12 protein-coding genes are annotated in these 13,506 nt (G+C 64.7%); 5 read left to right on the top strand and 7 right to left on the bottom strand.

The window, feature by feature from the left end; translation table 11 throughout:
- Positions 1 to 318 (top strand): tetratricopeptide repeat protein, encoded by a 318-nt coding sequence (locus AABM56_RS00060; protein ID WP_133860235.1) that lies wholly within the window; start codon positions 1 to 3, stop codon positions 316 to 318.
- Here AABM56_RS00060 and AABM56_RS00055 read toward each other — a convergent pair.
- From AABM56_RS00055 to AABM56_RS00045, 3 genes are all read right to left on the bottom strand, one after another.
- Positions 309 to 581 carry a PilZ domain-containing protein gene (locus AABM56_RS00055; protein WP_007160145.1) on the bottom strand — a complete coding sequence of 91 codons (273 nt, stop codon included), beginning with the start codon at positions 579 to 581 and terminating at the stop codon, positions 309 to 311. The two genes, AABM56_RS00060 and AABM56_RS00055, sit on opposite strands and share 10 nt — an antisense overlap.
- A gap of 168 nt (positions 582 to 749) precedes the next feature.
- Positions 750 to 1,637 (bottom strand): lysophospholipid acyltransferase, encoded by an 888-nt coding sequence (locus tag AABM56_RS00050; RefSeq protein WP_133860234.1) that lies wholly within the window; start codon positions 1,635 to 1,637, stop codon positions 750 to 752.
- A gap of 90 nt (positions 1,638 to 1,727) precedes the next feature.
- Positions 1,728 to 2,312, bottom strand: a complete 585-nt coding sequence (locus AABM56_RS00045; RefSeq protein ID WP_133860233.1) for a DNA-3-methyladenine glycosylase I — start codon at positions 2,310 to 2,312, stop codon at positions 1,728 to 1,730.
- A 357-nt stretch (positions 2,313 to 2,669) separates the two neighbouring features.
- Here AABM56_RS00045 and glyQ point away from each other — a divergent pair, with 357 nt between their 5' ends.
- The 4 genes from glyQ to AABM56_RS00025 are packed head-to-tail and all read left to right on the top strand — an operon-like array spanning position 2,670 to position 6,987.
- Positions 2,670 to 3,635 (top strand): glycine--tRNA ligase subunit alpha, encoded by a 966-nt coding sequence (glyQ, locus tag AABM56_RS00040; RefSeq protein WP_133860232.1) that lies wholly within the window; start codon positions 2,670 to 2,672, stop codon positions 3,633 to 3,635.
- Positions 3,635 to 5,692, top strand: coding sequence for a glycine--tRNA ligase subunit beta (glyS, locus tag AABM56_RS00035; protein ID WP_133860231.1), 2,058 nt, complete (start codon positions 3,635 to 3,637; stop codon positions 5,690 to 5,692). The genes glyQ and glyS overlap by 1 nt, the downstream gene beginning before the upstream one ends.
- A 3-nt stretch (positions 5,693 to 5,695) precedes the next feature.
- Positions 5,696 to 6,238 carry a D-glycero-beta-D-manno-heptose 1,7-bisphosphate 7-phosphatase gene (gene gmhB / locus AABM56_RS00030; protein WP_133860230.1) on the top strand — a complete coding sequence of 181 codons (543 nt, stop codon included), beginning with the start codon at positions 5,696 to 5,698 and terminating at the stop codon, positions 6,236 to 6,238.
- Complete coding sequence (locus AABM56_RS00025; RefSeq protein ID WP_133860229.1) at positions 6,238 to 6,987, top strand: 1-acyl-sn-glycerol-3-phosphate acyltransferase; 750 nt, start codon at positions 6,238 to 6,240, stop codon at positions 6,985 to 6,987. The genes gmhB and AABM56_RS00025 overlap by 1 nt, the downstream gene beginning before the upstream one ends.
- A 386-nt stretch (positions 6,988 to 7,373) precedes the next feature.
- On the opposite strand, the gene gyrB is transcribed toward AABM56_RS00025, so the two are convergent.
- The 4 genes from gyrB to dnaA are packed head-to-tail and all read right to left on the bottom strand — an operon-like array spanning position 7,374 to position 13,506.
- Complete coding sequence (gene gyrB / locus AABM56_RS00020; protein ID WP_133860228.1) at positions 7,374 to 9,794, bottom strand: DNA topoisomerase (ATP-hydrolyzing) subunit B; 2,421 nt, start codon at positions 9,792 to 9,794, stop codon at positions 7,374 to 7,376.
- Complete coding sequence (gene recF / locus AABM56_RS00015) at positions 9,791 to 10,900, bottom strand: DNA replication/repair protein RecF (RefSeq protein ID WP_133860227.1); 1,110 nt, start codon at positions 10,898 to 10,900, stop codon at positions 9,791 to 9,793. The genes gyrB and recF overlap by 4 nt, the downstream gene beginning before the upstream one ends.
- A gap of 10 nt (positions 10,901 to 10,910) precedes the next feature.
- The gene (gene dnaN / locus AABM56_RS00010) at positions 10,911 to 12,014 is read right to left on the bottom strand and encodes a DNA polymerase III subunit beta (protein WP_133860226.1); all 1,104 of its coding nucleotides are present in this window, start codon (positions 12,012 to 12,014) and stop codon (positions 10,911 to 10,913) included.
- Positions 12,015 to 12,042: 28 nt separating this feature from the next.
- Positions 12,043 to 13,506 carry a chromosomal replication initiator protein DnaA gene (gene dnaA, locus AABM56_RS00005; protein WP_347883775.1) on the bottom strand — a complete coding sequence of 488 codons (1,464 nt, stop codon included), beginning with the start codon at positions 13,504 to 13,506 and terminating at the stop codon, positions 12,043 to 12,045.

Genomic DNA, 13,506 nt, shown 5'->3' with positions numbered 1-13,506 from the left:
ATGCTCGAATCCCTGGAGAAGATGCTCGCCCGCGGCCAGGACAACGCCCTGCTCAGGTTCGGTCTGGGCAAGGGCTATCTGGATGCCGGGGAGCCGGCGCGGGCGATCGAGCACCTGGCGCGCTGCGTCGAATTCGATCCGGCCTATTCGGCGGCCTGGAAGCTGCTGGGCAAGGCCCATGAGGGGAGCGGCGATCTGGCCAGCGCCGAGGCGGCCTGGACCCAGGGCCTGCAGGCGGCGCAGGCCAAGGGCGACAAGCAGGCGGAAAAGGAGATGACGGTGTTTCTCAAGCGCCTGGCGCGCCGCGCTCAGTCCTGATCGCGCAGGAACCTGAGGCCCGCGCCGTCGCCGTCGGTGCGCATGACTTCCATGGTCACCTTGGGCGCTTCGATCGGCAGATCGAGTACCTGGCCGACCACGCGGGTGCCCTGCGGTAGCCGGGTCAGCTCGGGATGCACCACATAGACGCCACCATCGGACAGGTCGCGGGTCTCACCGACGATCTCGCCGTCCGGATAGGCGATCCACAGCCGGCACTTGAGTGGGGTACGGGTATGTTGGCGCTGATCGCGCGAATTCATCGCCTGACTCCCTGGCTTGGGCGTTCCCTAGAGGTCCGGGCAGCTTCCGGCAAAGCCCAGCGGCTGTCAGCCACGCGCCGACCGAACGGTCCTGGCGAAGCGCCGAGCGATAGGTCATAGGACCACCGCCTGCCCCTCAGCGCCCGGGCAGGACCCGGGCGAAAGACCTCAGTACCACTTCTCCTCGCCATCCGGGCGATTCTTGAACCTCTTCATGCTCCACATGTACTGGGTCGGATAACGCCGTACGTAGCCGGCCAGCACCTCGCTCATGGCGGCCACCGAGACTTCCGGATCCGGGTCGTACATGGCCGGCGGCGCGGCCTCCAGGATCACCTTGTAGCCGCTGCCGTCTGCCAGGCGCACGGCATGGAAGAACACCCCGCGGGCCTTGCCGCGCGCCAGCAGCGAGGGCACGAACTTGCTGGTCAGGGCGGTGGTGCCGAGAAAGGGCACGAAGAGGCCGGCGCTGCGACTCGGCTCGGGATCGGCCGGAATCCCCACGGCGCCGCCGCGCCGGACTTCCTTGATCACGCTGATGATGCCTTCCGGCGTGGAGGGCGCCACGCGGTTGCCCAGCTGGACCCGCTGGCGCTTGAGCAGGTCGTCCACCGCCTTCAGCTTGGGCGGCCGATAGAAGATGATCGGCTTGGCATGGGAGCAATAGAAGTGGTTGAGCAACTCCCAGTTGCCCAGGTGGCTGGTGATGCCCACCACGCCATCGCCGGAGGCCAGGGCTTCCTGCAGGACGTCCATGCCTTCCACCTCGCGCACCAGGCGCAGGGAACGCTGGGGCGACCAGATCCAGGCGCAGGCGCTCTCGGTCAGGGTCTTGCCGATGCCGCGCAGGCACTCGCGCGACAGCCGCTCCAGGCCGGCGGCGTCGAGTTCGGGGAAACAGTGGGCGAGGTTGATGCGGGTAACCTTGCTGGCGCGGGTCGGCAGCCTCCACATGCACCAGCCGATGAATCCACCCAGGCGCTGGACCAATGGCCAGGGCAGCAGGGCGAAAAGGCGCAGGAAGGCGATCATCAGCGCGCCTTTGAATCTTTCCAAAAGAGGGACTCCTGTCTGAATGCGCCGACAGTTTAGCGTCTACAAGTCCCGGAAACGTTAAGAAAGCGTAAGGTTCGCGCCAACTGACGCCTATACATTCGACTTTTCCTGCAGTTCTGCCGACGAAGACGCCAATTCGGCATGGCGGTCGCAATCGAGGGTATGGTCCATCACCAGACCCATGGCCTGCATGAAGGCGTAGCAGATGGTCGGACCGACAAAGGTGAAACCGGCCCGCTTGAGCGCCTTGCTCATGGCCTCGGCTTCCGAGGTGATCGCCGGCACCTCCTGGCGATCGCGAAAGTGATTGATCCTGGTTGCGCCACCGACAAAGGACCACAGCCAACCGGAAGGGTCTTCGAGTCTCAGCCAGGCCTGGGCATTCTGACGAGCGGCGCGCAGCTTGGCGCCATTGCGGATGATGCCCGGGTCCTGCATCAGCACGGCGATCTCGGCATCGCTCAGCTGCGCCAGGCGCTGGGGATCGAAGCCATGCAGCACTTGGCGATAGCGCTCGCGCTTCTTCAGCACGGTGATCCACGACAGTCCGGCCTGGAAGCCTTCCAGCAGGAGAAATTCGAAGAGCACCGCCGGATCGCGCTGGGGCACGCCCCATTCATGGTCGTGATACTCGATGTACAGCGGATCGGCGGTGCACCAGAAACAACGCGGCATGGCGAAGGCTCGGACGGCGAGGGGAGACGTCACCTTAGCGCAGTTGCCAGGTCGATGAGACGTATCCAACGGCCTCGCCAGGCGCATTTCCACGCTATCAGATTGCCAGCGTATCGCAGCCATGGCGGCGCTAGACCGTAGGTTGGGTTGAGACGGCGCTATCGTCGAAGCCCAACATCACCGGCGCCCCAAGACAGTGTTGGGCTTCGCTACGCTCAACCCAACCTACGCTGGCCCACGGTTGCGTTAACGGGAGCAGGCACTTTCCCGTCAGGCAGCCCTAAAGCCCCCATGCGGCCACCTCCGGCTTTCAGCTATACTCCCCGGCTTTTCGTCGCAGCCGAACGGGTATCTTTCGTGAGCCAGTCCAAGCCCACCGTGCGCACCTTCCAAGACTTGATCCTGGCCTTGCAGCAATACTGGGCCGAGCAGGGCTGCGTGGTACTCCAGCCCTATGACATGGAAGTCGGCGCCGGTACCTTCCACACCGCCACCTTCCTGCGCGCCATCGGTCCCGAGACCTGGAACGCCGCCTATGTGCAGCCCAGCCGCCGCCCCACCGACGGCCGCTATGGCGAGAACCCCAATCGCCTGCAGCACTACTACCAGTTCCAGGTGGTCCTCAAGCCCAATCCGGACAACTTCCAGGAGCTCTACCTCGGCTCCCTGGCCGCCATCGGCCTGGATCCGCTGGTGCACGACGTGCGCTTCGTCGAGGACAACTGGGAATCGCCCACCCTGGGCGCCTGGGGTCTGGGCTGGGAAATCTGGCTCAACGGCATGGAAGTCACCCAGTTCACCTACTTCCAGCAGGCGGGCGGTATCGAGTGCTATCCGGTGACCGGCGAGATCACCTATGGCCTGGAACGCCTGGCCATGTACCTGCAGGGCGTGGACTCGGTCTACGACCTGATCTGGGCCGACGGCCCCTTCGGCACCGTGACCTACGGCGACGTCTTCCACCAGAACGAAGTGGAGCAGAGCACCTACAACTTCGAGCACGCCAATGTGCCCAAGCTGTTCGAACTGTTCGACTTCTACGAGTCCGAGGCCAATCGCCTAATCGCCCTGGACCTGCCGCTGCCCACCTACGAGATGGTGCTCAAGGCCTCCCACACCTTCAACCTGCTGGACGCCCGCCGCGCCATCTCGGTGACCGAGCGCCAGCGTTACATCCTGCGCGTGCGCACCCTGGCACGCAGCGTCGCCCAGGGCTACTTCAAGGCCCGTGCCCGGCTGGGCTTCCCGCTGGCCAGCCCCGCGCTGCGTGACGAGGTCCTGGGTCGCGACGATGTCCAGGCGCTGCTCAAGGAGGGCGAATGATGAGCACCACTCTGGATTTCCTGGTCGAACTGGGTACCGAAGAACTGCCACCCAAGGCGCTCAAGACCCTGGGCGACAGCTTTCTCGCCGGTATCGAGAAGGGCCTCAAGCAGGCCGGTCTCGGCTATGCCAGCGCCCGCGCCTATGCCGCGCCGCGCCGCCTGGCCGTGCTGGTCGAAGCCCTGCAGACCCAGCAGCCCGAGCGCAGCGTCAACCTGGACGGCCCGCCTCTACAGGCCGCCTTTGGCGCCGATGGCCAGCCCACCCAGGCGGCCCTGGGCTTCGCCCGCAAGTGTGGCGTCGACATCAGCGCCATCGATCGTAGCGGCCCCAAGCTGAGATTCTCCCAGAGCATTCCTGGTCAGCCGGCGGCCAGCCTGCTGCCCGGCATCGTCGAAGCCTCCCTGGCCGAGCTGCCGATTCCCAAGCGCATGCGCTGGGCCGCCCGCCGCGAGGAGTTCGTCCGTCCCACTCAGTGGCTGGTGATGCTGCTGGGTGATGAGGTCATCGACTGCGAGATCCTCACCCGCCGTGCCGGCCGTGAGTCCCGCGGCCATCGCTTCCACCATCCCGACGCCGTGCGCATCAGCGCCCCGGCCCACTACGCCGCCGACCTGCGCGCCGCCCATGTGCTGGCCGACTTCGCCGAGCGCCGCCAGCTCATCGAATCCCGCGTCGCCGAGCTGGCCGCGGCGGAGCAGGGCAGCGCCGTGGTGCCACCCGCGCTGCTGGATGAGGTGACCGCCCTGGTGGAATGGCCGGTGCCGCTGGTCTGCGCCTTCGAGGAACGTTTCCTCGAGGTGCCCCAGGAAGCCCTGATCACTACCATGCAGGACAACCAGAAGTACTTCTGCCTGCTGGACGCCCAGGGCAAGCTGCTGCCGCGCTTCATCACCGTGGCCAACCTGGAAAGCAAGGATCCCGCGCAGATCATCAGCGGCAACGAGAAGGTGGTCCGCCCCCGTCTCACCGACGCCGAGTTCTTCTTCAAGCAGGACCAGAAGCAGCCGCTGGAAAGCTTCAACGAGCGCCTCAAGAACGTGGTCTTCCAGGCCCAGCTCGGCACCGTCTACGACAAGGCCCAGCGCGTCGCCACCCTGGCCGCCTTTATCGCCGAACGCATCGGCGGTGATGCCGAGCGCGCCCACCGTGCCGGCGTCCTCGCCAAGTGCGACCTGGCCACCGAGATGGTCGGCGAATTCCCCGAGATGCAGGGCATCGCCGGCTACTACTACGCCAAAAAAGGCGGCGAGGCCGAAGACGTGGCCCTGGCGCTCAACGAGCAGTACATGCCGCGCGGTGCTGGCGCCGAACTGCCGCAGACCCTGACCGGCGCCGCCGTGGCCCTGGCCGACAAGCTCGACACCCTGGTCGGCATCTTCGGCATCGGCATGCTGCCCACCGGCAGCAAGGATCCCTTCGCCCTGCGCCGTCAGGCCCTGGGTGTGCTGCGCATCCTCATCGAGAAGGGCCTGGAGCTGGATCTGCCAGCCGCCGTCGCCTTCGCCATCGCCGGCTATGGTGAGCGGGTCAAGGCTGCCGGCCTGCAGGAGCAGGTGCTGGATTTCGTCTTCGACCGTTTGCGTGCCCGCTACGAGGACGAAGGCGTCGACACCGCGGCCTACCTGGCGGTACGCGCCCTGCGTCCGGCCTCGGCGCTGGACTTCGACCAGCGCGTCCAGGCCGTGCAGGCCTTCCGTCGTCTGCCGGAGGCCGAGGCCCTGGCCGCCGCCAACAAGCGCGTCTCCAACCTGCTCGGCAAGTTCGAAGGCCGGGTCGCGGCCCAGGCCGATGCCGCCCTGTTCGAGACTGACGCCGAACGCACCCTGGCCGCCGCCATCGCCGAGGCCGAGCGGGATGCCGCGCCCCTGGCCGAAGCCCGTCGCTATGGCGCAGCCCTGGAGCGCCTGGCCAGTCTGCGCGCGCCGGTGGATGCCTTCTTCGACGAGGTGCTGGTCAACGCCGAGGACGAGCGTGTCCGCGCCAATCGCTATGCGCTGCTCGCTCACCTGCGTGGCCTGTTCCTCGGCATCGCCGACATCTCGGTGCTGGGCTAAGGCATGAAACTGATCGTGCTGGACCGCGACGGCGTCATCAATGTCGATTCCGATGACTACGTACGCAGTGCCGCGCAGTGGCAACCGCTGCCCGGTAGCCTGGCGGCCATCGCCCGGCTGAACCGGGCCGGTTGGCAGGTGGCCGTGGCCACCAACCAGTCCGGTCTGGCGCGCGGCTACTTCACGGAAGACGACCTCGCGGCCATGCACGAGAAACTGCAGCGGCTGCTGGCGGAGGAGGGCGGTCGGGTCGACCTGATCCTCCACTGCCCCCATGGCCCGGAAGCCGGCTGCGACTGCCGCAAGCCGCTGCCCGGCCTGTTTCGCGCCATCGCCTACCACTATGGCCGTGTCGACCTGGGCGGTGTCCCGGTGGTGGGCGACAGCTTGCGCGATCTGGAAGCCGGCATGGCCCTTGGCTGCACGCCCTACCTGGTGCGTACCGGCAAGGGCGAGCGCACCCTGGCCAAGCCTTTGCCATCCGGTACCCGGGTCTTCGCCGACCTGGCGACGGTGGCTGATCATCTGCTCGAGGAAGCGCCCTGATGCGGCTCTTGCGTACCCTGTTGTTCTATGTGCTGCTGGGGACCAGCGGCATCCTCTGGTCCTGCGTCAGCCTGCTGATCGCGCCCTTCCTGGCCTATCGCGCCCGCTATCGGCTGGTGGTCAAGGCCTGGACCGGTTTCGCCGTCTGGCTGGCCAAGGTCATCTGCGGCATCCGCTACGAGATCGACGGCCTGGAAAACGTCCCGGCGCAGCCGTGCGTGATCGTGGCCAACCACCAGAGCACCTGGGAAACCTTCTTCCTGTCCGCCCAGTTCGAGCCCACCTCCCAGGTGATCAAGCGCGAATTGCTCAGGATTCCCTTCTTTGGCTGGGCCTTCTCGCTGCTCAAGCCCATCGCCATCGACCGTGACAACGGCAAACTGGCCCTGCAGCAACTGACCGAGCAGGGCGGCCGTTATCTCGCCCAGGGCTGCTGGGTACTAATCTTTCCCCAGGGCACCCGCATCGATTACGGTCAGATGGGCAAGTTCTCCCGCGGTGGCGCCGCCCTGGCCTGCAGCCTCAACGTGCCCATCCTGCCCATCGCCCACGATGCCGGCGCCTACTGGCCCAATCGCTCCTGGATCAAGTCGCCGGGGACCATCAAGGTCAGCATCGGCCCGCTGCTCCATCCCCAGGGCCAGGATCCCCGTGCCATCGTCGATCTCAATAATCGCTGCTTCGCCTTCATCGAGCAGGCCCTGGCCCCCAAGCCCGATGCCAACCCGGCCGAGCGCTGCGTAGCCTGAATGCCAGGCCGCAAGGCCTGGATGTTTCCACCTCTTTTCCTCCCTTTTCCCACAGACTTATCCACAGGCTGAGCCAAGCTTTTCGCGTATCCGAATTTTGGGTTGCTAGCGCGGATTGACCGTCATCCACAAGTACCGACAAGCTTATTCCCAGGCTTATCCACAGGAACGTCCTTTATATCCTGTGTCTCTATGCCGCATAGCACGGCCCCTTTACGGATATTTTCGGCGTTGATGAAAAGCGGCTGAGGAAAACTATCCACAAAACCTTCGGCTATAAGATGAACGGCGTTCGTTGTCGTGGAACGAAACGGCGCGACTCTCTAGCCAGAATGTTTTCCACAAAAAAGCCCCGCATGGCGGGGCTTGTGCATAACCGCAGTCGATCAGACGTCGAGGTTCGATACCGCCAAGGCGTTGCTCTCGATGAAGTCGCGACGCGGCTCCACGTGATCGCCCATCAGGGTATTGAAGATCTGATCGGCAGCTACGGCATCCTCGATGGTTACCTGCAGCATGCGGCGCACGTTCGGGTCCATGGTGGTTTCCCACAGCTGATCCGGATTCATCTCACCCAGGCCCTTGTAGCGCTGAATGTTGAATCTCTTGCTGGTCTCGTTCATCAGCCATTCCCAGGCTTCCTTGAACGTGCTGACCGGGCGACGGCGTTCACCGCGCTTGGCATAGGCGCCTTCTTCCAGCAGGTTGTCCAGCTGGGCGGCCAGCTCGGTCACCAGGCGGTAATCGTTGCTGCCGAAGAAATCCCGGTTGAAGGTGACGTAGCTGGACAGGCCATGGGCGCGGGTTTCCACCTCTGGTAGCCATAGGCCTCGCTCGCGGTCCTCGCGCAAGCTGACGCGGTAGGTAGTGCCAGAGCGCTCGGAGGTCTGCAGGCGCGCGCTAAGGCCTTCCAGCCACTGACGCATTGCCGCTTCATCAGCCAGCTGATCGACACCGACCCGCGGCAGGTACAGCAGGTGTTCGCTGACGGCGGCCGGATACAGCCGCGACAGGCGCTTGAAGGTCTTCATCACCTGGCGATAGCTGTTCACCAGCTTTTCGAGTTCCACACCGGACAGGCCCGGGGCGTTCTCGTTGACGTGGAGGCTGGCCTCTTCCAGGGCGGTCTGGGTCAGGTATTCCTCCATCGCCTCGTCGTCCTTGATGTACTGCTCCTGCTTGCCACGCTTCACCTTGTACAGCGGCGGCTGGGCGATGTAGATGTAGCCCCGCTCGATCAGCAGCGGCATCTGGCGGAAGAAGAAGGTCAGCAGCAGGGTACGGATGTGCGAACCGTCCACATCGGCATCGGTCATGATGATGATGTTGTGGTAGCGCAGCTTGTCGATGTTGAATTCTTCGCGGCCGATGCCGCAGCCCAGCGCGGTGATCAGGGTGCCCACCTCCTGGGAGGAGAGCATCTTATCGAAGCGCGCCTTCTCCACGTTGAGGATCTTGCCCTTGAGCGGCAGGATCGCCTGGGTGCGCCGGTTGCGGCCCTGTTTGGCCGAACCACCGGCGGAGTCACCCTCCACGATGTAGAGTTCGGACAGCGCCGGGTCCTTCTCCTGGCAGTCCGCCAGCTTGCCCGGCAGGCCGGCGATGTCCAGGGCGCCCTTGCGGCGGGTCATCTCGCGCGCCTTGCGCGCCGCTTCCCGGGCCCGGGCCGCGTCGATCATCTTGCCGACCACCGCCTTGGCTTCGTTGGGGTTCTCCAGCAGGAAGTCGGAGAAGTGCTTGCCCATCTCCTGTTCCACCGCGGTCTTCACCTCGGAGGAGACCAGCTTGTCCTTGGTCTGGGAGGAGAACTTGGGATCCGGCACCTTGACCGAGATGATGGCGGTCAGGCCTTCACGGGCGTCGTCACCGGTGGTGGCCACCTTGAACTTCTTGGCCAGGCCCTCGGCCTCGATGTAGCTGTTCAGGTTGCGTGTCAGCGCCGAGCGAAAGCCCGCCAGGTGGGTGCCGCCATCGCGCTGGGGAATGTTGTTGGTGAAGCAGAGGATGTTCTCGTTGAAGCTGTCGTTCCACTGCAGCGCCACTTCCACGCCGACGCCATCGTCTTCGCGCTGCACCTGGAAGTGGAACACCTCGTTCACCGCGGTCTTGTTGGTGTTCAGGTAGTCGACGAAGGCGCGCAGGCCGCCCTCGTACTTGAACAGCTCTTCCTTGCCACTGCGCTCGTCGCGCAGGACGATGCCGACGCCGGAGTTGAGGAAGGACAGTTCGCGAATCCGCTTGGCCAGGATGTCCCAGCTGAACTGGATGTTGTTGAAGGTCTCGGCGGACGGCTTGAAATGCACCTGGGTACCGGTGGTGTCGGTCTCGCCGATCACTGCCAGCGGCGCCTGGGGTACGCCGTGCACATAGACCTGCTCCCACAGCTGGCCGGCGCGGCGAATGGTCAGCCGCAGCTCCTCGGACAGGGCGTTCACCACCGAGACGCCCACGCCGTGCAGGCCGCCGGACACCTTGTAGGTGTTGTCGTCGAACTTACCGCCGGCGTGCAGCACGGTCATGATGACCTCGGCCGCCGAAACGCCTTCTTCCTTGTGGATGTCCACCGGGATGCCGCGGCCGTTGTCGCGCACGGTGATGGATTCATCCATGTGGATGGTGATGCTGATCTCGCTGCAGAAGCCGGCCAGGGCCTCGTCGATGGAGTTGTCCACCACCTCGAAGACCATGTGGTGCAGGCCGGTGCCGTCATCGGTGTCACCGATGTACATGCCGGGGCGCTTGCGCACGGCATCCAGTCCCTTCAGCACCTTGATGCTGGAAGAGTCGTAGGTATTGGTCTCGCTCATGCTTGGCTCCCGCTAGTGTGGGTCTGCTTGATATGGCCGTGTTCCACGTGAAACACGCTGACCTCTGTCTCCGGCCGCCAGGCGGCCTGTAGCGTCTCGCGCTCGACACAGGTGATGAAGACTTGGCACTCCAGTGCCTCCAGCAGCCGGCACAAGGCCAGCCGGTGTCCCTCGTCCAGTTCCGAGGGCAGGTCGTCGATGAGATAGACGCACTGGCCCCGCTTGACCTGGTTGACCAACCGCCCTTGGGCGATGCGCAACGCGCACACCACCAGCTTCTGTTGGCCGCGCGACAGGATGTCCGCCGCGTTGTGGTTGCCGATGCGAATGCGCAGGTCGGCGCGCTGGGGCCCGGCCTGGGTATGTCCCAGCTGCAGATCCCGCGGCAGACTGTCCGCCAGCACCTCGCGCAGATCGCGCTCGCGGTCCCAGCCGCGGTAGTAGCTCAGGGTCAGGCCATCGAGCTGGATCAGCTCGGCCAGTACCGTGGTGAATTCCGGCTTCAGACGCTGGATATAAGCCTGGCGAAAGCCATCGATCTCGGCGCTGGCCAGGGCCAGTTCCTGATCCCAGGCGGCCTGCGCCGCAGGGTCGATTTTACCACGTCTGAGCCAGTGATTTCGCTGTCTGAGCGCCTTTTGCAGGCGTTGCCATAGCGGCAGAAATCGCTGTTCCTCGTGGAACACGCCCCAGTCGAGAAACTGCCGCCTGATCTTGGGACTGCCTTCGAGCAACCGGAAGCCGTCAGGGTTGATCAGCTGCAGCGGCAGCACCTCGGCCAGCTGCGCCGCGCTGCGGGCATTCTCGCCATTGATGCGGATCTGGTAGTCACCACCGCGCTCGCGCTGGATGCCCAGGCTGCAGTCCTGCCCACCGGGCAGCCGCACCTGGCCGAACACCGTGCAACTGGCCTGCTCGTGCTGGATGACCGGCGCCAGCTTGGTGCTGCGAAAGGAGCGGGCCAGGCCCAGCAGGTGGATGGCTTCCAGCAGGCTGGTCTTGCCGCTGCCGTTGGCGCCATGCAGGAGGTTGACCCGGGGCGAGGGCTGAAGCGCGACCGCCTGCAGATTGCGCAGGCGGTCGGCGTTGAAGCGGATCAGCGTCATCGAACGGCGATCAGAGGCGCATCGGCATCACGACATAGGAGGAGTCGTCGTTGCCCGCCTCCTGCAACAGCGCACTGCTGCTGGAATCGGACAGGGTGATGCGCACCTGGTCGGTGGTCATCACGCCGAGCACGTCGAGCAGGTAGCTGACGTTGAAACCGATCTCCAGGCTGCCGCCGTCGTAGTCGACCTGCAGTTCTTCCTCGGCCTCTTCCTGCTCCGGGTTGTTGGCCTGGATCTTCATGAAGCCGTTTTCCAGCTGCAGGCGGATACCACGGTACTTCTCGTTGGAGAGAATGGCGGTGCGGCTGAAGGCTTCGCGCAGATGCTGGCGCTCGCCCAGTACCAGCTTGTCGCCATGCCGCGGCAGCACGCGCTCGTAGTCGGGGAACTTGCCGTCCACCAGCTTGGAGGTAAAGGTGAAATCGCCGGTGGTGGCGCGGATATGGTGCTGGCCAAGGACCACGTTGACCGGCTCTTCCGGTTCGGTGAGCAGGCGCGACAGCTCCAGGATGCCCTTGCGCGGCACGATGACCTGGTGCTTCTCGGCCTGGTCGACATCGGCCTCCAGCATGCACATGGCCAGGCGGTGACCATCGGTGGCCACGGCGCGCAGGCGCCCGGTGCTGGCTTCCAGCAGCATGCCGTTGAGGTAGTAGCGCACGTCCTGCTGGGCCATGGCGAAGCCGGTGCGCTCGATAAGGCGGCGCAGACGGCCCTGGGGAATGCTGAAGTTAAGCGAACCCGGACCTTCCTCCACGGTGGGGAAGTCATTGGCCGGCAGGGTGGACAGGGTGAAACGGCTGCGTCCGGCGCGGATCAGCAGCTTCTGCTCCTCGGTGCGGATGTCGATCAGCGCATCGGGCTGCAGGCTCTTGCAGATGTCCATCAGCTTGCGCGCCGGCACGGTGATCTCGCCGGCTTCGGCGGCTTCTTCCAGATCGACCCGGCCAACCAGTTCGACCTCCAGGTCGGTACCGGTCAGCGAGAGGCGCTGGCCTTCCACGACCAGAAGTACGTTGGACAGCACCGGCAGCGTTTGCCGACGTTCCACGACACCGGCCACCAGCTGCAGCGGTTTCAACAGGGCTTCGCGTTGAATGGTGAAATGCATGGTCAGGTCCTTGCCAGGGCCGCGTCCGTCAAGTGGTCAGGGTACGCAGCAGGTTCTTGTAATCCTCGCGGATATCCGCGTCGGATTCCCGAAGTTCGGCGATCTTGCGACAGGCATGCAACACCGTCGTGTGATCGCGCCCGCCAAAGGCGTCGCCGATTTCCGGCAGGCTGTGGTTGGTCAGTTCCTTGGACAGCGCCATGGCGACCTGCCGCGGCCGGGCGACCGAGCGCGAGCGGCGTTTTGACAGTAGATCGGCGATCTTGATCTTGTAGTACTCGGCCGCGGTGCGCTGAATGTTGTCGATGCTGACCAGCTTGTCCTGCAGCGCCAGCAGATCCTTCAGCGACTCGCGGATCAGCTCGATGGTGATGTCGCGGCCCATGAAGTGGGCATGGGCGATCACCCGCTTGAGCGCGCCTTCCAGTTCCCGCACGTTGGAGCGGATGCGCTGGGCAATGAAGAAGGCGGCGTCGTGAGGCAGGTCGACCTTGGCCTGGTCGGCCTTCTTCATCAGGATCGCCACCCGCGTCTCCAGCTCCGGCGGCTCCACGGCCACGGTGAGCCCCCAGCCGAAGCGCGACTTGAGCCGCTCTTCCAGGCCATCGATCTCCTTGGGATAGCGGTCGCTGGTGAGGATCACCTGTTGTCCACCTTCGAGCAGGGCATTGAAGGTGTGGAAAAACTCTTCCTGCGAACGCTCCTTGCGGGCGAAGAACTGGATGTCATCGATCAGCAGCGCATCCACCGAGCGGTAGAAACGCTTGAATTCGTTGATGGCGTTGAGCTGCAGCGCCTTGACCATGTCGGCGACGAAGCGCTCCGAATGCAGATAGACGATCTTGGCGTTCGGATTGCGCTTGAGCAGGTGGTTGCCCACCGCGTGCATCAGGTGGGTCTTGCCCAGACCCACGCCCCCATAAAGGAAGAGCGGGTTGTACCCGTGCTTGGGATTGTCCGCCACCTGCCAGGCCGCAGCGCGCGCCAGCTGGTTGGACTTGCCCTCGACGAAGTTCTCGAAGGTGAAGGTACGGTTCAGATAGCTGGTGTGCTTGAGCGCACCCTCCACCTGCACGGTACGTTCGGTCTTGACGACCGGCTCGTCGGCCAATTCCGCCGTCACGTCTTCCAGGGCAACACCCGCGGTGACGATGTCCGACTGGATCGGTTGCGACGCCTGCACCGGTGGTGGCAACGGAGTGCTCTGGCTGCTCGGCGTCTGGACCGCGCGCGGCTTGTTGCTGCGCTTGCTGCCGATCAGCAAGGACAGCACCGGGGCGATACCGTCGTCGGCATGCTCCTCGAGCAATTCGAGCAGGCGACCCAGGTATTTCTCGTTGACCCAGTCGAGCACGAAGCGGTTGGGCGCGAACACCCGCAGCTCATCCCCTTCCGCTTCCACCTGCAGTGGCCGGATCCAGGTATTGAATTGTTGCGAAGGCAACTCGTCGCGCAGCACATCCACGCAACGTTGCCAGAGTTCGACCGACAC

Source organism: Pseudomonas aestiva, assembly GCF_039908605.1.
Classification (GTDB): Bacteria; Pseudomonadota; Gammaproteobacteria; order Pseudomonadales; family Pseudomonadaceae; genus Chryseomonas; species Chryseomonas aestiva.
The sequence above is the reverse complement of the archived record's forward strand: the minus strand, read 5'-3'. Positions and strand labels throughout refer to the sequence as shown.

What these genes read in the sequence shown, in the direction of transcription:
- recF (WP_133860227.1), bottom strand. Translation starts at nt 10,900, where the DNA reads ATGACGCTGATCCGCTTCAACGCCGACCGCCTGCGCAATCTGCAGGCG.
- AABM56_RS00055 (WP_007160145.1), bottom strand. Translation starts at nt 581, where the DNA reads ATGAATTCGCGCGATCAGCGCCAACATACCCGTACCCCACTCAAGTGC.
- AABM56_RS00045 (WP_133860233.1), bottom strand. Translation starts at nt 2,312, where the DNA reads ATGCCGCGTTGTTTCTGGTGCACCGCCGATCCGCTGTACATCGAGTAT.
- AABM56_RS00060 (WP_133860235.1), top strand. Translation starts at nt 1, where the DNA reads ATGCTCGAATCCCTGGAGAAGATGCTCGCCCGCGGCCAGGACAACGCC.
- AABM56_RS00025 (WP_133860229.1), top strand. Translation starts at nt 6,238, where the DNA reads ATGCGGCTCTTGCGTACCCTGTTGTTCTATGTGCTGCTGGGGACCAGC.
- gmhB (WP_133860230.1), top strand. Translation starts at nt 5,696, where the DNA reads ATGAAACTGATCGTGCTGGACCGCGACGGCGTCATCAATGTCGATTCC.
- glyS (WP_133860231.1), top strand. Translation starts at nt 3,635, where the DNA reads ATGAGCACCACTCTGGATTTCCTGGTCGAACTGGGTACCGAAGAACTG.
- dnaN (WP_133860226.1), bottom strand. Translation starts at nt 12,014, where the DNA reads ATGCATTTCACCATTCAACGCGAAGCCCTGTTGAAACCGCTGCAGCTG.
- gyrB (WP_133860228.1), bottom strand. Translation starts at nt 9,794, where the DNA reads ATGAGCGAGACCAATACCTACGACTCTTCCAGCATCAAGGTGCTGAAG.